This is a genomic window from Stenotrophomonas sp. OVS01A (assembly GCF_019969775.1).
GTDB lineage: Bacteria > Pseudomonadota > Gammaproteobacteria > Xanthomonadales > Xanthomonadaceae > Stenotrophomonas > Stenotrophomonas indicatrix.
Window position 1 is genome coordinate 274740 of sequence record NZ_JAHXYV010000001.1, and the last position, 25364, is coordinate 300103.

Sequence of the window (25364 nt, forward strand, 5' to 3'; positions counted from 1 at the left end):
TATTAGGAAAGCCCGTTGGACGCCGACACCATCCGCAATCTGATCGAAACCGGCCTGCCCGGCGCCCGCGCCGACGTGCAGGGTGACGATGGCGTGCATTTCGAAGCGACCGTGGTCAGCGAGGCCTTTGCCGGCAAGCTGCCGCTGGCCCGCCACCGGATGGTGTATGCCACTCTGGGTGACCTGATGGGCGGCGCGATCCACGCGCTCGCACTGAAAACCGTGACCCCGGCCGAAGCCGGCTGAACCGCAGAAGATCCCCAATACATGGCCAAGATCGTTGTGACCGGCGGCGCTGCGCTGCACGGTGAAGTAAGCATCTCCGGCGCCAAGAACGCCGTCCTCCCCATCCTGTGCGCGACCCTGCTGGCCGATGCGCCGGTGGAGATCACCAACGTGCCGCATCTGCACGATGTGGTCACCACGGTGAAGCTGCTGGGCGAACTGGGCGCGAACGTGACCATCGACCAGGGCACGCTGTCGCGTGGCAGCGCGATCGTGGTCGACCCGCGTCCGGTCAACCAGCATGTGGCTCCGTATGAGCTGGTCAGGACCATGCGCGCCTCGATCCTGGTGCTGGGCCCGCTGCTGGCCCGCTTCGGCGCCGCCGAAGTATCGCTGCCCGGCGGTTGCGCGATCGGTTCGCGCCCGGTCGACCAGCACATCAAGGGCCTGCAGGCACTCGGTGCCGACATCGTGGTCGAGAACGGCTTCATCAAGGCCACCGCCAAGCGCCTGAAGGGTGGCCACTTCACCTTCGACATGGTCAGCGTGACCGGTACCGAGAACGTGCTGATGGCCGCAGTGCTGGCCGAAGGCACCACCATCCTCGACAACGCGGCGATGGAACCGGAAGTCACCGACCTGGCGCATTGCCTGATCGCTCTCGGCGCGAAGATCGAAGGTCTGGGCACCGCCCGCCTGGTCATCGAAGGCGTCGAACGCCTGTCCGGTGGCCGCCATGAAGTGCTGCCCGACCGCATCGAAACCGGCACCTTCCTGGTGGCTGCAGCGATGACCGGTGGCAAGGTCACCGTCAACCGCGCGCGCCCGAACACCATGGACGCGGTGCTGGCCAAGCTGGTGGAAGCCGGCGCGACCATCGAGACCACCGAAGACAGCATCACCCTGGACATGCACGGCAAGCGGCCGAAGGCAGTCAACCTGACCACCGCGCCGTATCCGGCGTTCCCGACCGACATGCAGGCGCAGTTCATGGCGCTCAACTGCGTGGCCGACGGCGTGGGCGTGATCAATGAAACGATCTTCGAGAACCGTTTCATGCACGTCAACGAGCTGCTGCGCCTTGGCGCGGATGTGCAGGTGGAAGGCCACACGGCCATCGTGCGTGGTCACGAGCGCCTGAGCGGTGCACCGGTGATGGCAACCGACCTGCGCGCGTCAGCGTCGCTGATCCTGGCCGGCTTGATGGCCGATGGCGATACCACCATCGATCGCATCTACCACCTTGATCGCGGCTACGAAAACATCGAAGAAAAGCTGTCTTCGCTTGGCGCCACCATCCGGCGCGTGGCCGCATGATCCTGCGCGGCAGGTTCAGCCGTCGCCGCAAGGCGCTTCTGGTGCTGGTGCTGATCGTGCTGGCGTGGCTGGGCTATGCCTGGTACGCCAACATCGCCATCACCAAGGGCATCGAGCAGAAGGACATGGACTGGAATGGCGACGGCACGGTAACCCGTGACGAGATCATCCAGTCGTTCTACGCGGTTGCGGTGAACGACAGCCAGGAGGGCAACCGCCATTGCCGCACGTTCGTGCGCCGATCCACGGGCGAGCAGATCCGGGTCGACTGCCGCACCGAGTTCGCGCCGGCGGAAACGCCGAAGAAATAAAGAAAACGCCCGCGAAAGCGGGCGTTTTTGTGTGCGGGGCGTGAATCCATGCTTGGCGTGGATCGACGTTGGGCGGTAGCGCCGGGCCATGCCCGGCGAGCGCGCAGCGCGGTCGGTCAGTTCATCGCCTTGATGGTCAGGTCCAGCGCATCGCGGCCGCTCTCACGCTGCAGCATGCGCGCCGGCACCGGGAACTCCGGCACGATCCAGGCGATCAGCTCCTTGTTGCCGTCGACGCGCGAGACCTTGGTGGCCTCGTAGCTCTTGCCGCCGACGGTGACCGATTCCTTGCCCACCACGCGGTAGGTCATGTTCTTGATACGGCCTTCGTCGACCATGCGATAGGTCAGCGGCTTGCCGGCGGCCAGGTCGCGGGCGATGGCCAGGTTGATCAGCAGCGCGTCCATGTCGCCGGCCTTCAGGGCGATCGGTCCGGCGCGGTCCGGCTTGATGTCGCCGGTCCAGGTGGCCTGGTTGCTGGTCCAGTTGTAGTTGGCCTGCACATTGCGCTTCTTCACCAGCAGCGCAGAGCGGTCCTGGCTGCTGAGCGGGCGCAACTGCCCACGCACTTCCTCGAACACGGTGGTCTGGCTCAGGTCCGCCAGCTGGTTCTTGACCTGCAGGCTGTAACGCCACTTGTTGGTGCCTTCGCTGGCCAGGGTCATGCTGCCATTGGCCTGCATGCCCATGTAGCTGGCGAGGTAGTCGGCCTTGAACGGCTGCAGGGCCATGGCCGGCAGGCTGGCCACCGACAGTGCGGCAGCGGCGATCCAGGTCAGGGGGCGGGTCAGGGTGTTCATGCTCAGACTCCTTGGTATTCGATCAGGCGCAGATCGACGCGATCTTCGCCGTCTTCACGTTGCAGGATGCGCACCGGGGTGGGGACACCGTTGGCGATCCAGAGAATGGTTTCATTGTTGCCGCCGTTGGTGCGATACACCCGCAGCGCGTTGTAGGACAGGTCGCCGACCTCGACGTTCTCGGTCTGCGGCGCAGCCTGGTAATCGTGCTGGCGCACCTTGCCCATGTCGACGTAGCGATAGTGCATGGCCGCGCCGGGACGGGCGTCGCGCATGATCGCCAGGTTGATCAGCAACGCGCTCTGGTCGCCGGCCTGCAGTGGAATCGGCTGGGCGCGCTTCTTTTCCACGTCGCCGCTCCATTGCGCGGTACCGGCCTGCCAGTTGTAGGTGCCGACCGCCTTCTTGCCCAGGAACAGGCCCTTGCGCACCGTGCTCTGGCTGAGCGGCGCATACACACCGCTGCGCTCCTCGAACACCGTGCTCTGCTCGATGTTCAGGCCCAGCACGCTGGCAAAGCCGCGGCGGCCGACCACCTGCATGTCCACCCGCCACTGGCTGCCGCCGGTGTGGGTGACCTGCATGGTCGCATCGCCTGCTTCCTTGCCCTTGAAGAACGCCTGGTAGGTCGCGCTGAACGGCTGCAGCGGCGGCGGCTCCCAGGCCAGTGCAGGCAACACCGGCGGCGCCACCTCCGCAGGTGCTGGCGCAGCGGGCGCTGTTGCCTGGCCCCAGCCCGCACAGGCGAGGACGGCAAGCGGCAGCAGCAGAGTTGTACGCAGCAGGGACGTGGTCTTCATGGCCGACAGGAACCGCAGGAGGGGAGCAGGATGCCAGCCCCGCAGTCAGCGGGGCGTGTGCACGGGCGTTACCGGTTCAGGTTTCCGGCGGAATCTAGAGCCAAGGGGCTAAACAGGGGGTGACCGTCGAACATCGGCTGGCCTTCCCGTTCAGCCAGGCGGCCTGCACAGAGCAGTTCCAGGCTGGCGATCAGCAGCGGATGCTCCACCGCAAGCACGCGTTCGGCCAGGGTCTGCGCATCGTCGCCGGCAAGCACCGGAACCCGGGCCTGCGCCAGCACTGCGCCGGCATCCAGTTCCGGCACCACCAGGTGCACGCTGGCGCCGTGCTCGCTATCGCCGGCCTCAAGCGCCCGTGCATGGGTGTGCAGGCCCTTGTGCAACGGCAGCAGCGAGGGGTGGATGTTGACCAGGCGGCCATTGAACCGCTGTACGAAATCGGCGCCCAGAATGCGCATGTAGCCGGCGCAGACGATCCAGTCCGGCGTGGATGCTGCCAGCGCATCACCCAGCGCCTGCTCGTAGGCGGCGCGGTTGCTGAATTCCTTCGGCGCATGCCCCCAGCGCCGATCCGTTGCCACCCGCTCCAGGGCGGTCGCATCGGGACGATCGGAGAACACGCCGACAATCTCGGCCTGCAGTCGCCCTGCCGCGATGGCGTCGACAATGGCCTGCAGGTTGCTGCCGCGCCCGGATGCCAGCACGGCGATTCGGCGGATGCTCATCGCACCACGCTCCGGCGCACCAGCGGCCACAGCAACAGGCTGCCCAAGGTCGCCAGCAGCATGTCCGCATGCGCGTCCCACATGTCGCCCTGCTGGCCGTTGTAGGCCTCAGCCGCTTCCGGCGACAGGGCAAGGGCGATGCCCCATTCCAGCCACTCATACACCAGGCTGGAACACATCACCGCCATCACCGCCAGGGTGAATGCCTGGCCGATGCGCAGCGCAGGCCAGGAATGTCGCGCCAACTGCAGCAATGCGGGGGTGAAGCAGACGCCATAGAGGAAGTGGATCAGGCGATCGAAGTGGTTGCGCTGCCAGCCAAAGGCTGCGTCCGGCGACCACCCGAGCAGCGACTGCAGCCATGCGTCATACGGCACGTTGGAGTACAGCCAGCGCGCGGCCACGCAGTGGATGGCGATGAAGCCGCAGATGGCGATGAACGCGCCGTTGCCCAGCTGCCAGCGCCGGTCCACCCACCACAGGGCCAGCAGGCCGATCACCGTCAGCGAACTGTGCAGGGTCTGCTCGAGCGGCCACAGCGGATGGATCCAGGTGGCTGCGAAGATGCCCAGCACCGCGACCAGTGCGGCCTTCTTCGGTGCCGACAGGGAGTGGGTGGCGCGGTTGCGGGCGAGCGTGGGGGCAGCGGGCGTGGACATGTCGGGGCGATCAGCAGAAGAGACGGAACATGCGCTTGCCAGCTCAGACGCTGACGTGGTCGCCGCGGTCGAACAGGGCGGCGATCTCCGGCTTGCGCAGGAAATACACCGCGTAGGCGGTCAGGGCCATGCCCAGTGGGCCGGCCATCACCGCTGCCCAGGCCGCGCCGCGACACCAGGCCAGGTGGCTGCGCTGGCCAAGCAGCCGCGCGGTGCGCAGCTGCAGGAAACCCAAGCCGATGGCCAGCAGCGACACCGCGCCGTACACCGTCGCCAGCACCGCGCCGTCGTCCATTCCGCGTTCGAAGGCGACGATGCCGACAAAGCCGAGGAAGACCAGCGCTGCCAGCCAATGGAAGCCGGCCAGCGCGTAGAACAGGATCTTCAGGTTGTGCAGGTGGCTTGCGGTCTGCAGGTCGGCCAGGGTCTGCCGTGGCAGCGGCGGTGGGTTCATGCCATCGCTCATGCCACACCCGCCTGGCCAGCGAAGGTGGCCTTCACCTGCGGGCGCAGCAGCACGACCAGGGTGAACACGCCGAGGATGGTGCCGATGGGGGTGAACAGGCACGCCAGCCCCGCCACGATCATGCACAGCAGGTAGCGGCGCTGCTGTGACAGGCAGCGGCCGGCATAGGCCACGAAGCCTGCCAGGGTCAGCCCGCCGAGCACGATGCAGACGCCCATCACGGTGAACAGCCAGCCGACGAACTGCTGCTCTTCCGGCGATGACGGTTCACCGCCGGATTTCATCGGCAGCGAGCCGGACAGCATGGCGATGCCCAGCACGATGTGCAGCACGAAGACCAGCGAGAACACCGCCATCAGGCCAGCGACCACATAGTGGCCGATCGCCAGCTGGCGCAGCTGGGTGGCGTCCTGCGGGCCGAACACCGGCACGGCCGGGTTCGGCGGCAGCACCGGCGGAGCCGGCGGCGTCGACAAGGGAGGAGGTGCGTCCATGCGGGTTCCTTTGTCCAGTGGATCAGGCGATGTGGACGCGTTCGCCGCCCTGGGCGGTGACCACCTGGCCGATCGTCCAGTGCTCCAGGCCTTCCGCCTTGACCGCAGCGGATACGGCCTCGAGCTGGTCCGCAGCGACGATCAGCACGAAGCCGATGCCGCAGTTGAAGGTGCGCCACATCTCGCTGTCTGCCACCGCGCCTTCCTTCTGCAGCCACTGGAACACCGGCGGCAGGGTCCACGACGAGGCCTGGATGTCCAGGCCGAGGCCTTCGGGCACCACGCGGATGATGTTCTCGGTCAGGCCGCCACCGGTGATGTGGGCCATGCCGTGGATGGCATCGCCGTGCGACTTCAGCAGCGACAGGATCGGCTTGACGTACAGGCGGGTGGGGGCCATCAGCGCATCGACCAGCTTGACCCCGCCTTCCAGTTCCAGCTCGGCCGGGCGGCCGGCGCGGTCATAGATGCGACGGACCAGCGAATAGCCGTTGGAGTGCGGGCCGGACGAGGCGATGCCGATCAGCACGTCGCCGGCGGCGACATTGGCGCCGTCCTTCAGTTCGCTCTTTTCGACGGCCGCGACGGTGAAGCCGGCCAGGTCGTACTCGCCCGGCGCGTACATGTCGGGCATCTCGGCGGTTTCGCCGCCGATCAGCGCGCAGCCGGCCTCGGTGCAGCCATTGGCGATGCCGCCCACGACCGCGGCGGCGGTGTCGATGTCCAGCTTGCCGGTGGCGAAGTAGTCCAGGAAGAACAAGGGCTCGGCGCCCTGCACCAGCACGTCGTTCACGCACATGGCGACCAGGTCGATGCCGATCGTATCGTGGCGGTTCAGCTGGTGGGCCAGCTTCAGCTTGGTGCCGACGCCGTCGGTGCCCGACACCAGCACCGGTTCGCGGTACTTGTTGGACAGGTCGAACAGGGCGCCAAAGCCACCCAGGCCGCCCATCACCTCCGGACGGAAGCTGCGCTTGACCAGGGGCTTGATCCGCTCGACCAGTTCGTTGCCGGCGTCGATGTCGACACCCGCGTCACGGTAGGTGAGGGGAGAAGGGGCGGAAGACGGGCTGTTGGTCACGGGCGTCGGCGCTGGCAGGGGTTGAATCGCCGATTTTAACAGGCCGCATTGGCGCAAAGGCCGTATTCGGGCAACAATTCCCCCCGGATACGTCGAGCCAATGGATGTCCTGATGCGCCGCAGCCTGTTTTTGACCCTGCTCCTTGCGCTGTGCCTGCCGGTGGCCACGATGGCCCAGAGCGGCATGCGAACCGAGGGGGATGTTGCCACTGCCAGTGGTGCGTACGAGGCCGAAGTGCCCGTCAACAGCCAAGCCGAGGCTGACCGCAACGGTGCACTTGCCCGCGCGTTGAGCGTTGTACTGGGCAAATTGTCCGGCGATCGCAGCGTCATGTCGCGCCCCGGCGTGGCGCAGGCGTTGCGCAATGCCAAGGACTATGTGGCCAGCTACGACTACAAGCAGGACCAGAGCGTGGGCGCCAGCGGTGCGCCGAGCTTCCGTACCCTGCTGGTCGCGCGCTTCCGCGAGGATGACGTGGACGGGCTGGTGTCGGCCCTGGGCCTGCCGCTGTGGCCGCAGCCCCGGCCGAAGCCGGTGCTGTGGCTGGCCGTCGACGACGGCAGTGGTCCGCGCCTGGTCAGCGTGCAGCAGGCCAATGCTGCGCGGCCGCTGCTGAGCCGGGCCATCGAGCGCGGCTACAAGCTCGGCCTGCCCAGTGGTGGCGCCGCCGAGCAGGCCCTGGCCGGTGCCATCTGGCGCCAGGACAGCGCTGCAGTCGCGCGGGCCTCGTCGCGCTATTCGCCGCCGATGCAGCTGATCGGCAAGCTTTACCGCGCCAATGGCGGCTGGCAGGCGGACTGGGTGTTCGTCGACAACGGCCGGGAACTGAACAAGTGGACCAGCAAGGACGCCAACGCCATGCGCGCGATGGCCGCCGGTGCCGATGGCGCTGCCGACGCGCTGGTCAAGCGTTATGCCAAGGCCGGTGCGGCCACCGGCCAGGCGGGCACCTACCGCGTGGTGGTGACCGGCATCAACAGCGCCGACGAATACCTGCGCCTGGCCGCCGGCCTGCGTGAAGTGGCCGTGGTACGCAACGTCACCCCGCTGCGCGCGACCGCCGACCATCTGGAACTGAATCTGGAAATGACCACCGGCCTGGCCGGCTTCAACCGCATGCTTGGCGACAATGGCGTGCTGGTGCCGTCGGCGACACTGCCGGCCCTGCCGACGCCGATCGACGATACGACCGGTGCACCGGCACCGGCGCCGGTCAGCAATGAGTACCGCCTGCGATGATCCTGTCCCCGGAAGCGGAAATCGCGCAGTTCCTGCGGCGGCTGAAGTTCATCCTGCTGGCCGGCCTGATCGGCTGGGTCGTGTGGCTGCTGGCGCCGATCCTGACGCCGTTCGTGCTGGCGCTGGCGCTGGCCTGGCTGGGCGATCCGCTGGTGGACCGCATCGAGGACACCGGCCGCTCGCGCATGACCGGCGTGGTGCTGGTGTTCGTGGCAATGGTGCTGGTGATCGTCGCGCTGCTGCTGGTGCTGGTGCCGATGATCGAGCGCCAGATCAGCACCCTGATCGCCGCGGCTCCGCAGGCGCAGGCCTGGCTGATGGAGAAGGGCATTCCCTGGTTCGAGCAGAAGACCGGGCTGGAAGTGATGCAGTGGATGGATCCGGACCGTGTGATCGAATGGGTGCGCAGCCATTGGCAGCAGGCCGGCGGATTCGCCACGACCTTCATGGGCTACGTATCGCGTTCGGGCTTCACGGTGGTCACCTGGGTGGTCAACCTGTTGCTGCTGCCGATCCTGGCGTTCTACTTCCTGCGTGACTGGGACAAGCTGGTCGAACGCGTGGCATCGGTGATCCCACGCAACCAGATCGGCACGATCACCACGCTGGCACGTGAATCCAACGAGGTGCTCGGCGCCTTCATCCGCGGGCAGTTCCTGGTGATGCTGGCGCTGGGCGTGATCTACGCCGGTGGCCTGTCGCTGGTCGGGCTCAAGCTGGGCCTGCTGATCGGCCTGATCGCCGGCCTGATCAGCTTCATTCCCTACCTGGGCGCGACCACCGGCATCCTGATGGCGATCGTGGCTGCGCTGGTACAGGCGCAGGGGTTCGACCTGAAACTGCTGATCCTGGTGGGCGTGGTGTTCACCGTTGGCCAGCTGCTGGAGAGCTACGTGCTGACCCCGCGCATCGTCGGCGACAAGATCGGCCTGCACCCGGTGGCGGTGATCTTCGCGGTGATGGCCGGTGGCCAGCTGTTCGGCTTCCTGGGCATGCTGCTGGCGCTGCCGGTGGCGGCGGTCAGCAATGTGCTGTTGCGCTATGCGCACCAGCGTTACCGCCAGAGTGAGCTGTACGCCGGCGAGAAGCCCGCGATCGTGCTTGATGGTGTGATCGACCAGCCCCATATCATCGTGCCTGGCAATGACAAGGGTCCGGAACTGAAGTGATTGGTGTGCCGCAACTTCCGCTGGCCCTGCATTACCCGCGGGACCAGCGGCTGGAAAGCTTCATCGGCGCGCCGGACGGCGCGCTGGCGCAGCTGCATGCCATCGCGGTAGGGGCCAGCCACGACTGGGTGTACCTGGAAGGCGCGGCCGGCACCGGCAAGACCCACCAGGCGCTGGCGATGTGCTCCAGCGCCGAGCAGGCCGGGCGCCTGCCGACCTATGTGCCGCTGGCCAGCGTGGTCGGCCGGGTGCGGGTGGCGCTGGAAGGGCTTGAGCAGCGCGAGCTGGTGGCGCTGGATGGCCTGGATGCGGTGGCAGGCAATCGTGAGGATGAAATCGCGCTGTTCGATTTCCACAACCGCGCGCGCGCTGCCGACGTGACGGTGTTGTACACCGCACAGAAGTCGCCGGGCGAACTGGGCCTGGTGCTGCCGGACCTGCGTTCGCGCCTGGGCCAATGCGTGCGCGTGCTGTTGCAGCCGCTGGACGAGGAAGGCCGCGCGGCGGTGTTGCGCGAGCGCGCGCTGCGCAGAGGGCTGGCGATCGACGAGGCCGCCATCGAGTGGCTGCTGTCGCACACCGGTCGCGAGCTGGGTGGTCTGATCACGTTGCTGGACTGGCTGGATCGCGAATCGCTGGCGGCGAAGCGGCGGATCACCGTGCCGTTCCTGCGCCAGGTGCTGGAAGAAGGCCGTCCTCGTTACTGAGGGGTGTCGGGTGTTGGGTGTTAGGCAGGGCTGCGCCCTGCACCCGCCGAAGCCAGGGCAACGTCAACGTCAACGTCAACGTCAACAGCAAAAGCTCGCTATCCGTGGGATGGCGGGGTGGCTCAGGTTGCGGGGGACGGCGCAAGTACGTCCCTGTAGCCTCGGTCGCGCCATCCATGGCGCTCACGCCCCCGCAACCTGAGCCACCCCGCCTTCGACAGGTTCCCGCGATCTGCCGTGTCGGCGTTCTGCACTGCTGTTGGTGGGTGTCGACCGTTGGTCGTCACAAGAGCGAAGCGATCCGCTTCTGCTTTTCTTTTTTCTTTTTCGTGGCTGGACGCGCACGGAATTTGTCAGAGGTCGGGCGGGTGGGCCATGCAGGGGCGTTGGCGCCATGGATGGCGACAAGTAGATCCACGCCATGCGTGGATGAGACTTTCCCAGGAAGGACTGCCTTGGATCCGACGTTCTCTGCTTGTGGTGGGTGACGACCGTTGGTCGTCACAAGAGCGGAGCGACCCGCTTCTGCTTTTCCTTCTTTTCCGTGGCTGGACGCACACGCAGACTGTCAGAGGTCGGGCGGGTGGGCCATGCAGGGGCGTTGGCGCCATGGATGGCGCCATCGAGCTTACAGGGACGTACTTGCAGCGTCCCCTGCATGGCCCGCCCGTCCGGCCAAGCACGCGATCCGCTCTGCGCGACCAACCACGAGGGGCTCAGCCGTTCGCGGTCAACTCCGCATCCAGCGCATGCAGGCGATCAACGGTCCCGACATCGGTCCAGCGCCCGCGATGATGCTGCCCCGTCATCAACCCCTGTGCCATGAAATGCTTCTGCAACGGCACCACCGAAAACTTCGGTGGCACACGCTCGCTGCCCGGTGCCTCACCGATCACCGCACGCCAATCGGCCACGATCGACGGACGATAGACGCCGATGCCCGCATAGGTCAGGCACGGGCCTTCGCGGTCATGGTGCAGCACACCGTGCGCGTCCAGCCGGTAGTCGCCGTTGGGGTGCTGCGCCGGGTTGTCGACCAGCACCAGATGCGCTTGGCCGGCCGGTTCACGCGGCAGCGTGGCGAAATCGAAATCGGTCCAGATATCGCCGTTCACTACCAGGAACGGATCGTCCCCCAGCGCCGGCAATGCATTGAGGATGCCGCCACCGGTTTCCAGCGGGGTATCGCCTTCGTGCATGAAATGCAGGCGCAGGCCCCACTGGCTGCCATCGCCCAATGCGGCCGGGAACTGCTCGGCGAGCCACGCGGTATTGATCACCACGTCGTGAATGCCGAGCGCAGCCAACCGCTCCAGATGCCACGCGATCAGGGGTTTGCCGGCCACTGCCAGCAGCGGCTTGGGCGTGTGCAGGGTGAGGGGGCGCATGCGCTCACCCAGGCCGGCGGCGAAAATCAGTGCCTTCATCGATGCGGCCTTCAGCGCTGCACGCGCATCGGCGCGGCCAACTCGGCCAGTGCCGGTTTGATCCGCGTTTCCAGCAACTGCTGCAGGGGCGCCAGTTCGCGATAGCGCGGCAGCACTTCATCGAGGTAGGCGATGAAGCGCGGCGCATCGTCCAGGTAGTGGCCCTTGTTGTCGCGATAGCGCAGGCGGCAGAACAGGCCGAGGATCTTCACGTGGCGCTGGATGCCCATCCAGTCGGCATCGCGCAGGAAAGTGGCACGGTCGGGTACCGGCAGGCCGGCATCGCGTGCGCGCTGGTGATACTGCGCCAGCCATTCGTCCACGCGCTGCAGCGGCCAGCTCAGGAAGGCATCCTTGAACAGACTTACCGCGTCGTACGCGATCGGGCCACGCACCAGGTCCTGGAAATCCAGCACCGCCGGGCCGCCATCCACCGGCATCAGGTTGCGCGGCATGTAGTCGCGGTGGGTCATCAGCTGGGCCTGGCCCAGCGCGTTGTCCATCAGCCGACGGTGCACCAGCTGCAGGCCTTCGATCTCGCCGCAGTCCAGTTCAAGGCCAAGATGGCGTTGCAGGAACCACTCGTCGAACAGGCCGGCATCACGCTGCAGCAGCGCTTCGCCGAACTGGCCGAAATCGGCCGGCACCGGAATGGCCTGCAGGCGCAGCAGCTGATCGATGGATCGGCTGAACCACTCGTCGGCATTGCGTTCGTCGAGGATCTTCGCCAGCGTCGGGCCGCCCAGGTCTTCCAGCAGCAGGAAGCCGGCGTCGAGGTCCTGGGCAAGCAGGGCGGGCACGCGCAGGCCGTGATCGTGCAGCAGGCCGCGCATGCGCAGCCACGGCGTGGGGTCTTCCAGCCCCGGCGGGGCGTCCATCACGATGTGGCTGCCGCGCTGGCTGGTGGTGCGCCAGTAGCTGCGCATGCCAGCGTCGACCGAGGCGCGTTCGACCACGGTGTTGCCGTCGTCAAGCTGGGTACGGGCCCATTGCAGGCGCTGTGCGCTGCGCTGGGGATCAGAGGCGGGTTCGGTCATGCAGGCATATCCGGGCGCGCCGGGCGCGCCAACGTCGGGGCAGAATGGAAAAGGAGAGGGCGGCTCAGCGGCGGCCGCTGAACAGGCGCAGGATCGCCAGCACGACGACCGCACCCAGCACCGCGCCGAGGAAGCCGGCCGGTTCACCGGGCGCGTACCAGCCCATGTACTGGCCGAACCAGCCGGCCAGCAGCGCGCCGATGATGCCCAGCACGATGGTCAGCAGGCAGCCCATGCGGTTGTTGCCGGGCATGAAGAAGCGTCCCAGCAGGCCGACGAAGAAGCCGACCAGGATGATGTAGAGCCAGCTGGTGCTGCCAAACAGACCGTTCATGCGATCAGTGCTCTGGAAGGTTGGACGCAGCCTAGCAAGGCCGGGCTGCGTCCGTCATTGCGTGCTGGATCAGCAGCAGCCGTGGTCGCCGTGGCGGGTGCCGCTGTCGGCGGCCACCGGCGAACCGCTGGTCTCGCCACGCAGGCTGGCCGCGTAGTGCTCGCTGATCACCTTGGACACGCACGAGGTGACCTTCTTGCCCATCGGGATGTGCAGGAACTCGTTCGGGCCGTGGGCATTGGAGTGCGGGCCGAGCACGCCGGTGATCATGAACTGGGCGCCCGGGAACTTCTCGCCCAGCATGCCCATGAACGGGATCGAGCCGCCTTCACCCATGTACATCGCCGGCTTGCCGAAGAAGGTCTGGCTGGCATCGTCGATGGCCTTGGTCAGCCACGGTGCCATCGCCGGCGCGTTCCAGCCGGTGGAGGCCTTTTCCAGGTCCAGGGTGACCTGCGCGCCGTTCGGCGGATCGCGCAGCAGCGCTTCCTTCAGCAGCTCGCCGCAGGTCTTGCCATCGGCAGTGGGCGGCAGGCGCAGCGACAGCTTCACTGCGGTATGCGGGCGCAGCACGTTGCCGGCCGATTCCAGCGGCGGCATGCCGCCGATGCCGGTCACCGAGAGGGCAGGGCGCCAGGTGCGGTTGAGCACCAGCTCGGTCAGGTCGTCGTTCATCGGCTTGAGGCCATCGACCAGCGGGAATTTCTCGAAGATCGCGGTGTCGACCACGTCGGCGGCACGCTTGGCCTGTTCCAGGCGCTCGGCCGGGATCTCCACGTTCATGCCGTCGATCAGGATGCGGCCGGTGTCCTGGTCCTCGATGCGCGACAGCAGCTGGCGCAGCAGGCGGAAGCTGGACGGTACCACGCCGGAGGCATCACCGGAGTGCACGCCTTCGTTGAGCACCTTCACCGAGAAGTTGCCGCCGGTCAGGCCGCGCAGCGAGGTGGTGCACCACAGCTGGTCGTAGTTGGCACAGCCCGAATCCAGGCAGACCACCAGCGACGGCTTGCCGATGCGGTCAGCCAGATGGTCCACGTAGGCCGGCAGGTCGTAGCTGCCCGACTCTTCACAGGCTTCGATCAGAACCACGCAGCGGGCATGCGGCAGGCCCTGCGCCTGCAGTGCCAGCACGGCGGCCAGCGAGCCGAAGATGGCGTAGCCGTCATCGGCACCGCCACGGCCATACAGCTTGTCGCCGCGCAGGACCGGGGTCCACGGGCCCAGGTCGTCGTCCCAGCCGGTCATCTCCGGCTGCTTGTCCAGGTGCCCGTAGAGCAGGATGGTGTCGTCGCCGGTTTCGGCGCCGGTAGCCGGAATTTCCAGCAGAATCAGCGGGGTACGGCCTTCCAGGCGCACCACTTCGACCTTCAGGCCGGGCAGGTCCTGGGCCTTGGCCCAGGTTTCCATCAGGGTGACCGCCTGCTCCATGTAGCCGTTCTGCACCCAGTTGGCGTCGAACATCGGCGACTTGTTGGGAATGCGGATGTAGTCGACCAACTGCGGGACGATTTCGCTGTCCCACTTGTCATTGACGAATTGGCCGAGCTTGGCGCTGTCCATCTGAAACTCCGGTTGCATGGCTGATCCGCCCATTCTACGCCTCGGCCAAGGGTAGGGTTTTCCCTACATCACGTCGGGTATTTGGCTGGCTTTTAGAAATCCGTGAACCCTATACGCTGTGTGCATGTGGTGACGGACACTGTTTCGACCGACGGGATTGCCGGTCGGGACGGTCAGAACCACAAGGAGATACACGTCGTGCCTTGGTTTGTCGTGTTAAGGGCGCTGGTGCTGGGAATGTGGATCGCGGGAGCGCAAGCTGCCGAGCCGATCGACATCAACCGGGCCGATGCCCAGGCGCTGCAGCAGGGATTGACGATGGTCGGGGCTACCAAGGCTGCGGCGATCGTCGAGCACCGGCGCAGACACGGCCCGTTTCACCGCGTCGAGGACCTGACGCAGGTGAAGGGGATAGGGACATCGATCGTCGAACGGAATCGACGACGGATCACCGTTGGCAACACGATGTTGCCTGCGGATCCGGTACCCGGATCGGTACCGGTGCGAACCGTACCCAGGCGCTGACAACAGGAATCGTCGGAATCTGCAGGATGCAGGTTCAATGGCTGCGGACAGGATGGCTGCAGCCGCCGACCGTCGCAGGGATGCGGCACCAATCACCAGGATGGTGGCATCACAGACCTGTGGAAGGGGCTGAGATACAAACAGGACAGACGCGGCCGCGTGCAGGATGCAACGCCGCCCCCGCTTCGCAGGATGCGAGGGGGTGGCAGCAGGCCGACAGGGACGTGACGATTGCCCGGTACGACACATGGCTGTGTCGCCGGGCAATTTCTTTTGGCGCGGCTGCGACGTGCCCATGGTGTACGGTGGGGTCTTCGCATGGAATGGAACCTGCTGGATGCACCTGCACCGTTTGACCTTGATGCTCGCCGTGGCCTTGGCACTGCCGTGCGCCGCACAGGCGGCCGCACCCTCCAAGCCTGTCGTGGCCACGACCTCCGAAGTACGCGGGCCGACCGACCTCAAGCCGGGCGAGTACCTGTGGCATCCGGAAGTCTCGCCGGCCGGTCCGATCGTGCTGGTGGTGAGCCTGGATGAGCAACGGGCTTACGTGTACCGCAATGGCATTGCCATCGGCCTGACCACGATCAGCTCGGGCAAGACCGGCCATGAGACGCCGACCGGTGTGTTCACCATCCTGCAGAAGGACAAGGACCACCGCTCCAACCTCTACAACAGCGCACCCATGCCGTACATGCAGCGGCTGACCTGGGACGGCATCGCCCTTCACGGCGGCAGCCTGCCCGGGCATCCGGCCTCGCATGGCTGCGTGCGCCTGCCGCAGGCCTTCGCCCAGAAGCTGTTCAGCGAAACCAAGCGCGGCGATACGGTGGTCGTGGCCGATGCCAAGAGCGCGCCGATGACGCTGGCCTATCCGGCGGTGCTGGCGCCGGTGAATGCACGCGGCCAGGCCCTGCCGGAAGGCGAGGGCGGTGCTCCCGACAAGGCCTGGTGGGATGATGCGGCCGCACCCAGTGGCCAGGTCGGCATCCTGGTCAGCCTGCACGACCAGCGCCTGTACGTGCTGCGCGATGGCGTGATGATCGGTGAGTCGCCGCTGAAGGCCGACGCGCTGCCAGCGTTCCAGGCCACCACCCTGTTCGTGATGGGCCAGGGCTTCAGCGATACGCCCAGCCCGCTTGATGCGCAGCAGCGCCTGCACCAGTGGACGGCCTATCCGCTGCTGGGCCAGGACCGCGCCCAGGCCACGCCGGACCTGCTGGCCACGCCGTCGTTGCCGATGGCACTGCCGGCTGATTTCGCCCGTCAGCTGTACCAGGTGCTGGTGCCGGGCACGACCCTGCTGGTGACGTCGCTGCCGGCGGTGCGCCCAAGCGCGGCTGAATCGGGAATGCAGCCGGTCTTGGAATCAGAGCCGCCAGCGTCCACCCTCAAGGGATCCTGAGACCTCCCTACGTGCCCATGTCTGCTTCCCGCCTGTGCCGGCTGGCCGCCCTTGGCCTGCTGGCAACCACTGCCAGTGCCCCGGCCGGGGCACAGACGCCCATTGCCGCCATCAGCGCCGACGACCTCGCCGCGCAGCTGGCACGCACCGCGCCCAAGGCGGACCGTCGGGTTCTGCAGTTGGCTGCCCACGCCATGCGCTGCGCACTGCAGCGGCCGGAGCTGGGAGTCAGCAGTGAACGCCTGAGCGTGATCGATTACTCGCGGCCGTCCACCGAGCCGCGGATGTGGGTCTTCGATCTCGCCCGCCAGCGGCTGTTGTTCGAGGAGTGGGTGGCGCACGGCCGCAACAGCGGCGAGAACCGCACCGAACATTTCTCCAACCGCGATGGCAGCTTCATGTCCAGCATCGGTGCGTTCACCGCGCAGGAAACCTACATGGGCGGCAACGGCTATTCGCTGCGGCTGGCAGGGTTGGAGCCGGGGTTCAACGATCGTGCACGCGAGCGCGCCATCGTCATCCACGGTGCGCCGTATGTGAATCCGTCCACTGCGCAGTTGCAGGGGCGGTTGGGGCGCAGTCTGGGCTGCCCGGCGGTGCGGTTGTCGGTGGCCAAGCCGCTGATCGACGCGCTGCGAGGCGGCACGATGGTGTTTGCGTACTACCCCGACAAGGACTGGCTCAAGCACTCACAGCTGCTGGGCGGCGATTGCGGTACGGCTGCGGGTCTTGCAACGCGTTGATGCGTTGCGGCGCGCGGCATGATGCAATGCGCGCATGAACATCGACTCCCTGCTGCAGACCCCGAGCCAGGTGATTTCCAGCCTGGACTACCGCCGCGAACGCTGGCGCAACGGCCTCGGCTGGACCCGCGAGATCCTGCGGTTGCCAGCGCAGGGCGATGATTGGGCGTTGCGCCTGTCGGTGGCCGAGATCGAGCAGGACGCCGCGTTTTCCGCATTCCCGGGCGTCGAGCGCGAACTGGTGCTGCTGCAGGGCAATGGCGTGCGCCTGCGTTTCGAGGACGGCCGCGTAGCCGAGGTGCTGCCACCTCATGGGCGCGTGCGTTTTGCCGGTGAGGCTGCGCTGCACGGCGAGCTGGTGGACGGCACCACCCACGATTTCAACCTGATGTGGAAGCGCGGACTGCTGCAGGCCGAGCTGCTGCACCGTCCACTGGTCGGGCCGATGTTCTTCTTCTGCGAGCCGGGCGTGGCCTGGGCCCTGCACCTGTTGGGCGGGCAGGCCACGTTCGGCGCGGACAGCGGATTGCCTGCGATGCAGGCCGGCGATACCGCGTGGTTGGCCGCCGGTGAGCGTCAGCGGCATGCATTGCAGGGCGGCGGCGAGTTGTTGGCGATACGGGTGAGCGCGGCGGGCGGCTGAGCCAGCGTCGGCGCCCGGAGGCAATCATCCACGCATGGCGTGGATCTACTGCAGCATGGTTGTCACCTTGGATCCGGGTAGATCCACGCCATGCGTGGATGCGGCAGCCGATATCGCAGGTGCGGACAAGGGATCGCCGCCAGCCGTTCAGTAGATCCACGCCATGCGTGGATGCAGCAGCCGATGCCGCAGCATGGTGCCAACCAAGGTTCGCACCCACCAAGAGGCAATTCGCCCCAAACGTTCGCTCAATACACGTCGCGCCGGTAACGACCGGCCAGCAGCAGCGCTTCCTTGCCGTCGGCACCGAGCACCTGCTCGATCACCGCATCCACTGCCGGGGCCATGCCCTGCAGGCTGCCGCAGACCAGGATCGTCGCGCCGTCATCGACCCACTGCCGCAGCGTGGATGCTTCGGCCAGCAGGCGATCCTGCACGTAGCGATGTGCGCCGCCATCACGGCTGAACACCGTATCCAGGCGGGTCAGCCTGCCGTTGCCGAGCATCGCCTGCAGTTCATCGCCGAAGTGGAAGTCATGCGCGGCCGAGCGTTCGCCGAACAACAGCCAGGTGCGGGCACCGCCAATGCGTGCGCGTTCGTGCAGGTGCGCGTGCAGGCCGGCGATACCAGTGCCGTTGCCGATCAGCAGCAGTGGAACATCAGCGGCGACGCCATGGAAATTCTCGTTGCGGCGCAGGCGCATCTGTACCGGCCCGCCGATGGCGGCGTGGTCGCACAGCCAGCCACTGCCGATGCCCGGCGTGCCATCGGCACGCAGCTGCCGGCGCAGCAGCAGTTCCACCGCGCCGTCGTCCATTACCGAGGCGATGGAGTATTCGCGATGTGGCAGGGGCTGTAGTGCCGCCAACAGCCCAGGCAGATCGCCTGCTGCAACCAATGACGGCAGGTGCGAGCGCGCAACGCGGGCGAGCAGCGTAGTGCCGTCGTCCAACACGGTGTCCGCATCGAAGCCCTGCGTCTGCAGCCAGTCGCGCGTGCTCTGTTCGGCATGCTGCGGACCGACTTCGGCGATGTCACCGGCCTGCCACTGCGCGCCGCTGCCGGTCGGGGGCTGCAGGCGCAGCCAATAGACCGGACCACCGGCGCTGCCGGGATTGAGGTGGGTGCGCTGCAGCAGCATCCACGGCTGGTACTCGGCCGGTGTCCAATCGGGAAGTTCGCTCGCGCCGCCGGCGAGCTGGCCAAGCAGTTGTTGCCAGTGGCGCAGGGCAGCTGGATCGGCGTTGTCGACTTCAATGGCATCGAACAGCGGATGTGCTCCGTGCTGGCGCAGCCAGTCGTGCAGCTGGTGGCCGAACGCGCAGAAATGCCCGTAGCTGCGATCGCCCAGTGCGAGTACCCCGTACTGCATGTGGTGCAGGGGCGGCGGCGTGCTCATCACCTTGCGCAGGAAGGGCAGGGCGTGGTCGGGTGCATCGCCTTCGCCGGTGGTGCTGACGATGAACAGTACACGCGCGCTGCCCGCCAGCAGCGTGGCATCGACCTCATGCAGACCGCGCAGGCGCACCGGCATGCCGGCCGATCGCAGAGCCTGCGCACTGCGCTCGGCCAGTTCGCGGGCGAAGCCGGTCTGGCTGGACCAGACCAGCAGCATCGGTGGGTTGCCGCCTTCGGGCGTGTCGTCGCGCGGACGGCTGCGCCACCACAGCACGCTACACGCCAGCAGATACAGCGCAGTGGCGGCCAGCGCGATGCCCCATTGCCGGGCCGGCGGTGCACCCTGCCACCACGCTTCGCCCAGGTGCAGACGCAGCAGTGCCCCGCCGATCACGGCCAGCAGGGCCAGCACCATGACGTTGCCAACGGTCGCGCGAGGGAAACGCATGCTCATCCAGCCTGCTCATCCAGCAGCTGCTGGAAGGCGCTGCTGAGGGTTTCGCGTGGGCCGGTGGTGGTGCGTTCCAGATAGCGCGCGGCCAGCCCCTCGCGCTCTGCCAGCGCGATGCCTGCGTCGCGGCCGAGCACGGTCAGCGCGGTGGCCCACGCGTCAGCGTGCATCGCGTCGCTGGCGACCACGGTGACGGCGGCTGCGACCTGCCGTACCGGCGTGCCGCTGCTCGGGTCGAGGCTGTGGCTGTAGGCCACGTCATCGTCGTGATAGTGGTGCCAGCGATCGCCGGAGGTGGCCACCGCCTTGCCGTCCAGCGCCAGGACACGCGGTGGCGTATCGGTGTGGGCATCTTCTTCCGGCGCCGACTCCACCAGCACGCGCCACGGCTGGCCGTCGGGCTTGCGGCCGTAACCGGCCAGTTCCCCACCGACTTCAATCAGCGCGGCATCGACACCCTGGCCGCGCAGCCAGGCGGCGACGTGGTCGACGCCGAAGCCCTTGGCGATCGCCGAAAGATCCAGCTCCAGGCCACCGGGCTGCAGCAGCGCATCGTCCTGCCAGTGCAGGCGCTGCCAGCCGCAGCGTGCACGCGTTGCCTGCAACGTGGCGGCATCGGGTGCGCGCCGTGCGCCGGCATGGGCGCCGAAGCCCCACAGCGCCACCAGCGGGCCGACGGTGGGGTCGAACGCACCGCCGCTGGCTGCAGCGATGGCCTGCGCGCAGGCCAACACATGGCGTGTCTCGATGGGAAGCACGAGGTACTGACCTGCGTCGGCACGGTTGTAGCGGCTCAGGTCGGAACCCGCTTCCCAGGTGCTCATCTGCGCGACCACTTCATCCAGACGTGCCTGGATACCAGCATGCAGTGGATGCAGGTCGCGCTGGCGCGGTACGACCAGTGACACGCTCCAGGTGGTGCCCATGGTGGTGCCGCCCAGCCGGGCGATGTCGAGTGCGGTAGAGGTCATGGGCATGCGTGGCAGGCTGCGATACCAGGGCGCGCCGGGTATCGCAGCGCTGTCTTTACTGCGGCAGCACTTCCAGCGTGGCGACGTAGCTGAGGCGGCGCTTGGCGGCCTGCTTGACCGAGGTCTTCTTGTCCTCGGTGCCGGTTTCCAGCCAGTACATGCCGGCTTCCGGCCAGGTCACCTTGATCTCGCCCTTGGCGTCGCTGGTCAGCTTCTGCTCGTCCTGCGCGTTGCGGTAGCGGGTGCCGCCGCGCACGATCTCGAACTCCAGGCCTGCGGTCGGCTTGCCGTCGACCAGTACGCGGAAGGTGGCTTCCTCGCCGGCGAACAGGTCGTTCGGGTGACCGACGGCCACCAGTTCGATGCCGCGGTTGGTCGGCTTCAGCGCGGTGTCGTTCGGCGCCCCGTTGGTAACGAAGGTCTCCACGCGGCCGACCGACTGGCTCACTTCCAGCTTCTTCGCATCCTTGGGCAGTTCGCCGAAGGTGGCGGCGGTACCGCGCCAGCGCTTGCGCTCGCCGTTCAGTTCATAGGTGGCCGACAGGCCGTCGTTGACCGAGGCGATGCGGTAGGTGCCCTGCTGCTTCAGCTCGACGTCGAACACGCTGCGGTACTTGCCGGTGGCCGCGTTCTGCGCCTGCACGGTGCTGCCGTCCGGGGCGGTGATCACCACCGATTCCAGGCGCAGCGGCACGTGGTTGAAATAGAACAGGTCGTTGGAGACCGCACCGTCGACGGTGATCCACGGCGCGTTGCCGGCGATCACGGTCTGCGAGGGCAGCAGCCAGGCCTTGTGGGCCAGGGCGGAGAAGGGAAGGGCAGCGGCCAGAGCGGCGGCGAGGACGAGCGTGCGCTTCATGCGGAAGACTCCAGGATGATTGATGGGGTCAGAGCCCTTCCTGCGGAAGTGATCCGACCCCTGGGGTGCTGCGATGGGGTCGGATCCCTTTCCAGCGGAAAGGGCTCTGACCCCGGCTCAGGCAATTACGGTTTGACGGCGAGGGTGACCTGGCCCAGTTCGGTGGCGCCCTGCGCGCGGCCGTTCTGTGCGGCGGTGGCCGGCCAGGTGAAGGGAATCTTCAGCAGTTCACGGCCGCCGACTTCGCGCACCGCTTCCACCACCAGGGTGTAGTTGCCCGGGGCCAGCTGCTTCAGTGCGGGCTGCTTGTCGTTGAACGACAGCGCGTGCTTGCCGGCCGGGCGGGTCGGGCCGGTCACGCCGTCCACCGGCACCTGCAGGGTGCGGCCACTCTTGCGCCACCACTGGCGCAGGTCGGGCAGCCACTTGGTGCCATGGCCTTCGCTGTTGCTGGTCTGCTGGTACCAGACCGACAGATTGGCGGCGACCTTCTGGTCGGCGCCTTCCAGCCACACCGCCACATACGGGCGGTGGTACTCGGCCACGTTGAGCTTGGGCACTTCGACGTTGATGTCGAGGGTGGTGGCGTAAGCCGGCGAGGTGGCCAGCAGGCCGCTGAGGGCGATGGTCAGGGTGACGCGCATGGGGCGGCTCCGGAAGAACGGATGGAAGTCACGGTGGAAGTCAGTGGATCAGCAGCAGGGCGATCAGCAGTGGGATCATCAAGCCCAGGCCGACCAGTGGCCAGGTCATGCGTCGCTGCCGCGCATGCAGGTGCAGCAGGAACAGGCCGGTGATGCAGAACACCAGGCAGGCGACGGCGAACACGTCCAGGAACCAGCCCCATGCGGGGCCGGCATTGCGGCCCTTGTGCAGGTCGTTGAGATAGGACACCGCGCCGCGCGAGGTGGATTCGTACTCCACCGCGCCGGTTTCGCGGTCGATGCTCAACCAGGCGTCGCCGCCGGGGCGTGGCAGTGACAGATAGATTTCCTCGGCCGACCATTCGGCGGGTCGACCGCCGATGGAGATGCCCAGCTGATCGTCGAGCCATTGCCGGGCCGGGCGTGGCAGCGGTGCATTGCCGTCCTCGCGGGAGCCCAGACCGCCGAGCAGTTCGGCCGGCAGTTCCAGGTGCTGGTTCTGCACCTGTGGCTTGGCCTCGATCTTCGCGGCATGGTTCAGCGTCAGACCGGTCACCGCGAACAGGAGCATGCCGATCAGGCAGACCGCAGAGCTGATCCAGTGCCACTGGTGCAGGGTACGCAGCCAGAAGCCGCGGCTCTGCTGCTGCTGCACGGTGGAAGATGCGGGACGGCTCACGGCACGGTTCGGGACGGATGAATACTGGCCATTACATCATTGATGAGAATTGCTCGCAATTAGATGTCGTTGTGTATCTCTGAGGGGGTAGTGCCGGCCGCTGGCCGGCAATCCCATGCCACCTGAGAGCATCGCGTGGTTGCCGGCCAGCGGCCGGCACTACCACGGGTCGGTGGATCCACGCCATGCGTGGATGGAGAGGTGCCGACCAAGGTCGGCACCCACCAGGGCAAGGTCAGAACTTCGCGTTGAGCGAGATCCAGTAGCTGCGGCGCTGGTCCTTGGTGGCGTAGTCGTCCACGCAGTTGTATTCGCTGGGGCTGGTCAGCAGGCACGACTGCGAGACGAAGTTCTTGTCGAACAGGTTGTTGACCCGCGCGTTGACCGTCAGCCACTGCGTGGCCTTCCAGCTGCCACCGAGGTGGAAGAGGGTGTAGTCCTCGTAGTAACGGGTGTGACTGGCACCGGCGGCATCAAGGATCGTGTCGCGGTAGCGGTCGTAGCGGCCTTCGCCGATCAGCGACAGGCTGATGGCATCGTTGAGCTGCCAGTTGAGGCTGGCGTTGGCCATGTGCTTGGCCGGCATGGTGCCGGTGATCGGCAGGCCCTTGCCGGAACCGGCGGTCTGCTCGCTCTTGGTCCAGGTGTAGTTGCCGCGCAGCTGCAGGTTGTCCAGCAGGTCGACGTGGCCGGCCAGTTCTGCGCCACGTGTCTCGGCCTTGTCGATGTTCACGCTCTGGGTGAAGGTGCTGTAGCCCAGCGACGCCCAGCCCGGGCCGATGTCCACGCAGTAGCCACTGCCGGCCGGCGCGACTTCACAGTTGGGGAACGTGCCGCCGCTGGCGATCTTGTCTTCGAACTTGTTGATGAAACCGGTGACGTTGAAGCCCCAGCGCTGGCCCTCGTAATAGGCGGCCAGCTCGTAGTTGGTGCTGGTTTCCGGCTTCAGGTTCGGCGAGCCCACCAGCGGCAGCACGCCCTGGCCACCAAAGCCGGTGATGCCGGGGAACAGCTGGTCCGGACGCGGGGTCTTGTAGCCGGTGCTGACGCCACCCTTGAAGGTCCAGGCATCGGTGGCATTCCAGACCAGGTAGCCGCGCGGGCTGAGGTGGCTGCCGAAGATGTTGTGGTCGTCGTAGCGCAGGCCGAGGGTGGCGGTCAGGGTGTCGGTCAGCGACCAGTTGTCCTCGGCGAACAGTGCCCACATGCGGTGCTTCTGTTTGGTGTTGCTGCGGTAGCCGGCACCGTCCATGCCGAACACGCCGTCCACCATGTCGGTGTCGTTGTACTGGCCGCCCACGGTCAGCTTGTGCGCACCGAAGTCGAGGTCGAGCATCGTGTCCAGCACGTAGCCTTCCAGTTCCATGGTGCGCAGCGGCCGCGGCAGGAACGCCTGCAGGCGTGCCTGTTCGCTGGCGTTGAGTGCGGCCAGGCCGTTGTTGCGGCCGGCGGCACAGTTGTTGGCGGCACCGGTGCGGCGGCAGACGTCGTTCCACAGGGTCTGCAGGCCGGCGCGCTCGTCCAGCGTCAGCGGCAGCGAGCGGCCGAGGTTGTTGCTCTTGCTGTGGGTCAGCGAGGTCTGCCAGGTGCCGAAGCTGTAGCGGCCTTGATGGGTCAGCGAGAGCTGGTCGCGCTCATAGCGCTGGTAGGCGGTGTAGCCCACGCGCGGCTGCACCACGCGGCGGGTGACGGTGCCGCTGCCATTCGGGTTCGGCACCACCGCGTTGCCCACGCGCCACAGGCTGGCCAGGCTGTCGAGGGTGCCGGTCTGGCCTTCGCTGTTGTCGTACTTCTGGCGTGAGACGTCGTAGTCCAGCCACAGTTCGTGGTCGTCGTTGACATGGAAGTTCAGGCGCACGCCGGTGTTCCAGTTGGTGTTGGCCACCGACTTGCCGCCGCCACCGAAACCGATGCTGCGTTCCCACAGCGTGCCGTCGGGCAGGGTCAGTGCATCCCATTCGGGATTGGATGCCTTGGCGTCGTAGTAGCTGCCACGTACGGCCAGGCCCAGGCGATCCTTGACCAGCGGGCCGCTCAGGTACAGATCGGTGCTGCGCGCGTCGCCGAACTGGTCGTCCTGCTGCACGGTGAAGCCCTGGGTGACCGCGCCGTGCCAGCTGTCCTGGTTGCGGCGGGTGATGATGTTGATGACGCCGCCCATTGCATCCGAGCCGTACAGCGTGGACATCGGGCCACGCACCACTTCGATGCGCTCGATCGCATCCAGCGGCGGCAGGTAGGCGAACTGGCCACCACCGAAGTTGTTCGGATACAGCTGGCCGGCGTTGCTCTGGCGGCGACCGTCGATCAGCACCAGGGTGTACTCCGACGGCAGGCCGCGCATGGAGATGGTGGCGCGGCCGTTCTTGTCGGTGGCTTCCAGGCCGACGTCGATGCCTTCGACGTCGCGCAGGGCGTCGACCAGGCTGGTGTAAGGGCGCTTGCTCAGCTCTTCGCGGCTGACCACGCTGATGCTGGCCGGTGCATCGACTACCTTCTGCTCGAAACCGGAGGCGGTCACCACCACCTTGTCCAGCGTCTGCGGCGCGCCGCTGGCGGCACCATTGGCGTAGGCGGGCGCCGCGACCGCAGCCAGCACAGCGCTGGTCAACAGATGTCGGGACAGGGACGAACGGACACGATGGCGCTGGGCCATGGCAGATACCTCGAAGGATGTAGGGCAGCGCGAT

27 protein-coding genes are annotated in these 25364 nt (G+C 66.9%); 10 read left to right on the plus strand and 17 right to left on the minus strand.

Going from position 1 to position 25364, the window contains the following annotated elements; genetic code table 11:
* Positions 1 to 15 precede the first annotated feature (15 nt).
* Genes LC407_RS01350 through LC407_RS01360 form a run of 3 tightly spaced genes read left to right on the plus strand, consistent with a single transcriptional unit; the run spans position 16 to position 1853 of the window.
* Positions 16 to 246 (plus strand): BolA family protein, encoded by a 231-nt coding sequence (locus LC407_RS01350; RefSeq protein ID WP_025874014.1) that lies wholly within the window; start codon positions 16 to 18, stop codon positions 244 to 246.
* A gap of 21 nt (positions 247 to 267) precedes the next feature.
* Complete coding sequence (gene murA / locus LC407_RS01355) at positions 268 to 1542, plus strand: UDP-N-acetylglucosamine 1-carboxyvinyltransferase (RefSeq protein ID WP_025874013.1); 1275 nt, start codon at positions 268 to 270, stop codon at positions 1540 to 1542.
* The gene (locus tag LC407_RS01360) at positions 1539 to 1853 is read left to right on the plus strand and encodes an EF-hand domain-containing protein (protein ID WP_223482049.1); all 315 of its coding nucleotides are present in this window, start codon (positions 1539 to 1541) and stop codon (positions 1851 to 1853) included. Before murA ends, LC407_RS01360 begins: the two co-directional genes overlap by 4 nt.
* A 116-nt stretch (positions 1854 to 1969) precedes the next feature.
* Here the strand turns inward: LC407_RS01360 and LC407_RS01365 are convergent, their stop codons facing one another.
* From LC407_RS01365 to purM, 7 genes are all read right to left on the minus strand, one after another.
* Positions 1970 to 2653, minus strand: coding sequence for a DUF3108 domain-containing protein (locus tag LC407_RS01365; protein ID WP_025874011.1), 684 nt, complete (start codon positions 2651 to 2653; stop codon positions 1970 to 1972).
* A gap of 2 nt (positions 2654 to 2655) precedes the next feature.
* Positions 2656 to 3453, minus strand: coding sequence for a DUF3108 domain-containing protein (locus LC407_RS01370; protein WP_025874010.1), 798 nt, complete (start codon positions 3451 to 3453; stop codon positions 2656 to 2658).
* Between the two features lie 68 nt (positions 3454 to 3521).
* Positions 3522 to 4178, minus strand: coding sequence for a phosphoribosylglycinamide formyltransferase (purN, locus tag LC407_RS01375; RefSeq protein ID WP_223482050.1), 657 nt, complete (start codon positions 4176 to 4178; stop codon positions 3522 to 3524).
* Positions 4175 to 4786 carry a DUF2238 domain-containing protein gene (locus tag LC407_RS01380; protein WP_170919604.1) on the minus strand — a complete coding sequence of 204 codons (612 nt, stop codon included), beginning with the start codon at positions 4784 to 4786 and terminating at the stop codon, positions 4175 to 4177. The genes purN and LC407_RS01380 overlap by 4 nt, the downstream gene beginning before the upstream one ends.
* Positions 4787 to 4880: 94 nt before the next feature.
* A complete protein-coding gene (locus LC407_RS01385; protein ID WP_025874007.1) occupies positions 4881 to 5303 on the minus strand; it encodes a hypothetical protein in 423 nt (140 codons plus the stop codon).
* The gene (locus LC407_RS01390) at positions 5300 to 5797 is read right to left on the minus strand and encodes a hypothetical protein (protein ID WP_140224784.1); all 498 of its coding nucleotides are present in this window, start codon (positions 5795 to 5797) and stop codon (positions 5300 to 5302) included. Before LC407_RS01390 ends, LC407_RS01385 begins: the two co-directional genes overlap by 4 nt.
* 22 nt (positions 5798 to 5819) lie before the next feature.
* Complete coding sequence (gene purM / locus LC407_RS01395) at positions 5820 to 6878, minus strand: phosphoribosylformylglycinamidine cyclo-ligase (protein ID WP_032951578.1); 1059 nt, start codon at positions 6876 to 6878, stop codon at positions 5820 to 5822.
* A 112-nt stretch (positions 6879 to 6990) separates the two neighbouring features.
* Here purM and LC407_RS01400 point away from each other — a divergent pair, with 112 nt between their 5' ends.
* The 3 genes from LC407_RS01400 to hda are packed head-to-tail and all read left to right on the plus strand — an operon-like array spanning position 6991 to position 9994.
* Positions 6991 to 8118: a DUF2066 domain-containing protein gene (locus LC407_RS01400; protein WP_223482051.1), complete on the plus strand. Its 1128-nt coding sequence runs from the start codon at positions 6991 to 6993 to the stop codon at positions 8116 to 8118.
* On the plus strand, positions 8115 to 9287 hold the full coding sequence (locus LC407_RS01405) for an AI-2E family transporter (RefSeq protein WP_080149494.1): 1173 nt from the start codon (positions 8115 to 8117) through the stop codon (positions 9285 to 9287). The genes LC407_RS01400 and LC407_RS01405 overlap by 4 nt, the downstream gene beginning before the upstream one ends.
* The gene (gene hda / locus LC407_RS01410) at positions 9287 to 9994 is read left to right on the plus strand and encodes a DnaA regulatory inactivator Hda (RefSeq protein WP_032977533.1); all 708 of its coding nucleotides are present in this window, start codon (positions 9287 to 9289) and stop codon (positions 9992 to 9994) included. The genes LC407_RS01405 and hda overlap by 1 nt, the downstream gene beginning before the upstream one ends.
* A 716-nt stretch (positions 9995 to 10710) precedes the next feature.
* On the opposite strand, the gene murU is transcribed toward hda, so the two are convergent.
* From murU to LC407_RS01430, 4 genes are all read right to left on the minus strand, one after another.
* Positions 10711 to 11421, minus strand: coding sequence for an N-acetylmuramate alpha-1-phosphate uridylyltransferase MurU (gene murU, locus LC407_RS01415; protein ID WP_080149493.1), 711 nt, complete (start codon positions 11419 to 11421; stop codon positions 10711 to 10713).
* Positions 11422 to 11432: 11 nt separating this feature from the next.
* The gene (locus LC407_RS01420) at positions 11433 to 12458 is read right to left on the minus strand and encodes a phosphotransferase (RefSeq protein WP_099783109.1); all 1026 of its coding nucleotides are present in this window, start codon (positions 12456 to 12458) and stop codon (positions 11433 to 11435) included.
* A 64-nt stretch (positions 12459 to 12522) separates the two neighbouring features.
* On the minus strand, positions 12523 to 12792 hold the full coding sequence (locus tag LC407_RS01425; RefSeq protein ID WP_025874000.1) for a GlsB/YeaQ/YmgE family stress response membrane protein: 270 nt from the start codon (positions 12790 to 12792) through the stop codon (positions 12523 to 12525).
* A 69-nt stretch (positions 12793 to 12861) separates the two neighbouring features.
* A complete protein-coding gene (locus LC407_RS01430; protein ID WP_080149492.1) occupies positions 12862 to 14355 on the minus strand; it encodes a M20 family metallopeptidase in 1494 nt (497 codons plus the stop codon).
* A 237-nt stretch (positions 14356 to 14592) separates the two neighbouring features.
* Here LC407_RS01430 and LC407_RS01435 point away from each other — a divergent pair, with 237 nt between their 5' ends.
* The 4 genes from LC407_RS01435 (at position 14593) to LC407_RS01450 (ending at position 17671) form a co-directional block, all read left to right on the plus strand.
* On the plus strand, positions 14593 to 14880 hold the full coding sequence (locus LC407_RS01435) for a helix-hairpin-helix domain-containing protein (protein WP_051562335.1): 288 nt from the start codon (positions 14593 to 14595) through the stop codon (positions 14878 to 14880).
* A 337-nt stretch (positions 14881 to 15217) separates the two neighbouring features.
* The gene (locus tag LC407_RS01440; protein ID WP_223482052.1) at positions 15218 to 16285 is read left to right on the plus strand and encodes a L,D-transpeptidase; all 1068 of its coding nucleotides are present in this window, start codon (positions 15218 to 15220) and stop codon (positions 16283 to 16285) included.
* Positions 16286 to 16302: 17 nt separating this feature from the next.
* A complete protein-coding gene (locus LC407_RS01445; RefSeq protein ID WP_025873996.1) occupies positions 16303 to 17028 on the plus strand; it encodes a murein L,D-transpeptidase catalytic domain family protein in 726 nt (241 codons plus the stop codon).
* 34 nt (positions 17029 to 17062) lie between these two features.
* The gene (locus LC407_RS01450) at positions 17063 to 17671 is read left to right on the plus strand and encodes a HutD family protein (protein ID WP_032975832.1); all 609 of its coding nucleotides are present in this window, start codon (positions 17063 to 17065) and stop codon (positions 17669 to 17671) included.
* Between the two features lie 248 nt (positions 17672 to 17919).
* On the opposite strand, the gene LC407_RS01455 is transcribed toward LC407_RS01450, so the two are convergent.
* The 6 genes from LC407_RS01455 to LC407_RS01480 form a co-directional block, all read right to left on the minus strand.
* A complete protein-coding gene (locus LC407_RS01455; protein WP_223482053.1) occupies positions 17920 to 19524 on the minus strand; it encodes a sulfite reductase subunit alpha in 1605 nt (534 codons plus the stop codon).
* A complete protein-coding gene (locus LC407_RS01460; protein WP_140227612.1) occupies positions 19521 to 20492 on the minus strand; it encodes an FAD:protein FMN transferase in 972 nt (323 codons plus the stop codon). Before LC407_RS01460 ends, LC407_RS01455 begins: the two co-directional genes overlap by 4 nt.
* Positions 20493 to 20547: 55 nt before the next feature.
* Positions 20548 to 21351, minus strand: coding sequence for a DUF4198 domain-containing protein (locus LC407_RS01465; protein WP_025873992.1), 804 nt, complete (start codon positions 21349 to 21351; stop codon positions 20548 to 20550).
* A 125-nt stretch (positions 21352 to 21476) separates the two neighbouring features.
* Positions 21477 to 21995, minus strand: coding sequence for a DUF2271 domain-containing protein (locus LC407_RS01470; protein WP_032975835.1), 519 nt, complete (start codon positions 21993 to 21995; stop codon positions 21477 to 21479).
* A gap of 40 nt (positions 21996 to 22035) precedes the next feature.
* Positions 22036 to 22674 (minus strand): PepSY-associated TM helix domain-containing protein, encoded by a 639-nt coding sequence (locus LC407_RS01475; protein ID WP_032975837.1) that lies wholly within the window; start codon positions 22672 to 22674, stop codon positions 22036 to 22038.
* A gap of 235 nt (positions 22675 to 22909) precedes the next feature.
* On the minus strand, positions 22910 to 25330 hold the full coding sequence (locus LC407_RS01480) for a TonB-dependent receptor (protein ID WP_223482054.1): 2421 nt from the start codon (positions 25328 to 25330) through the stop codon (positions 22910 to 22912).
* Positions 25331 to 25364 lie beyond the last annotated feature (34 nt).

Coding starts and splice junctions, on each gene's coding strand:
- murA (WP_025874013.1), top strand. CDS start 268: ATGGCCAAGATCGTTGTGACCGGCGGCGCTGCGCTGCACGGTGAAGTA.
- LC407_RS01360 (WP_223482049.1), top strand. CDS start 1,539: ATGATCCTGCGCGGCAGGTTCAGCCGTCGCCGCAAGGCGCTTCTGGTG.
- LC407_RS01365 (WP_025874011.1), bottom strand. CDS start 2,653: ATGAACACCCTGACCCGCCCCCTGACCTGGATCGCCGCTGCCGCACTG.
- LC407_RS01370 (WP_025874010.1), bottom strand. CDS start 3,453: ATGAAGACCACGTCCCTGCTGCGTACAACTCTGCTGCTGCCGCTTGCC.
- purN (WP_223482050.1), bottom strand. CDS start 4,178: ATGAGCATCCGCCGAATCGCCGTGCTGGCATCCGGGCGCGGCAGCAAC.
- LC407_RS01385 (WP_025874007.1), bottom strand. CDS start 5,303: ATGAGCGATGGCATGAACCCACCGCCGCTGCCACGGCAGACCCTGGCC.
- LC407_RS01390 (WP_140224784.1), bottom strand. CDS start 5,797: ATGGACGCACCTCCTCCCTTGTCGACGCCGCCGGCTCCGCCGGTGCTG.
- LC407_RS01400 (WP_223482051.1), top strand. CDS start 6,991: ATGCGCCGCAGCCTGTTTTTGACCCTGCTCCTTGCGCTGTGCCTGCCG.
- LC407_RS01405 (WP_080149494.1), top strand. CDS start 8,115: ATGATCCTGTCCCCGGAAGCGGAAATCGCGCAGTTCCTGCGGCGGCTG.
- murU (WP_080149493.1), bottom strand. CDS start 11,421: ATGAAGGCACTGATTTTCGCCGCCGGCCTGGGTGAGCGCATGCGCCCC.
- LC407_RS01420 (WP_099783109.1), bottom strand. CDS start 12,458: ATGACCGAACCCGCCTCTGATCCCCAGCGCAGCGCACAGCGCCTGCAA.
- LC407_RS01425 (WP_025874000.1), bottom strand. CDS start 12,792: ATGAACGGTCTGTTTGGCAGCACCAGCTGGCTCTACATCATCCTGGTC.
- LC407_RS01430 (WP_080149492.1), bottom strand. CDS start 14,355: ATGGACAGCGCCAAGCTCGGCCAATTCGTCAATGACAAGTGGGACAGC.
- LC407_RS01435 (WP_051562335.1), top strand. CDS start 14,593: ATGTGGATCGCGGGAGCGCAAGCTGCCGAGCCGATCGACATCAACCGG.
- LC407_RS01440 (WP_223482052.1), top strand. CDS start 15,218: ATGCACCTGCACCGTTTGACCTTGATGCTCGCCGTGGCCTTGGCACTG.
- LC407_RS01445 (WP_025873996.1), top strand. CDS start 16,303: ATGTCTGCTTCCCGCCTGTGCCGGCTGGCCGCCCTTGGCCTGCTGGCA.
- LC407_RS01450 (WP_032975832.1), top strand. CDS start 17,063: ATGAACATCGACTCCCTGCTGCAGACCCCGAGCCAGGTGATTTCCAGC.
- LC407_RS01455 (WP_223482053.1), bottom strand. CDS start 19,524: ATGAGCATGCGTTTCCCTCGCGCGACCGTTGGCAACGTCATGGTGCTG.
- LC407_RS01460 (WP_140227612.1), bottom strand. CDS start 20,492: ATGACCTCTACCGCACTCGACATCGCCCGGCTGGGCGGCACCACCATG.
- LC407_RS01465 (WP_025873992.1), bottom strand. CDS start 21,351: ATGAAGCGCACGCTCGTCCTCGCCGCCGCTCTGGCCGCTGCCCTTCCC.
- LC407_RS01470 (WP_032975835.1), bottom strand. CDS start 21,995: ATGCGCGTCACCCTGACCATCGCCCTCAGCGGCCTGCTGGCCACCTCG.
- LC407_RS01480 (WP_223482054.1), bottom strand. CDS start 25,330: ATGGCCCAGCGCCATCGTGTCCGTTCGTCCCTGTCCCGACATCTGTTG.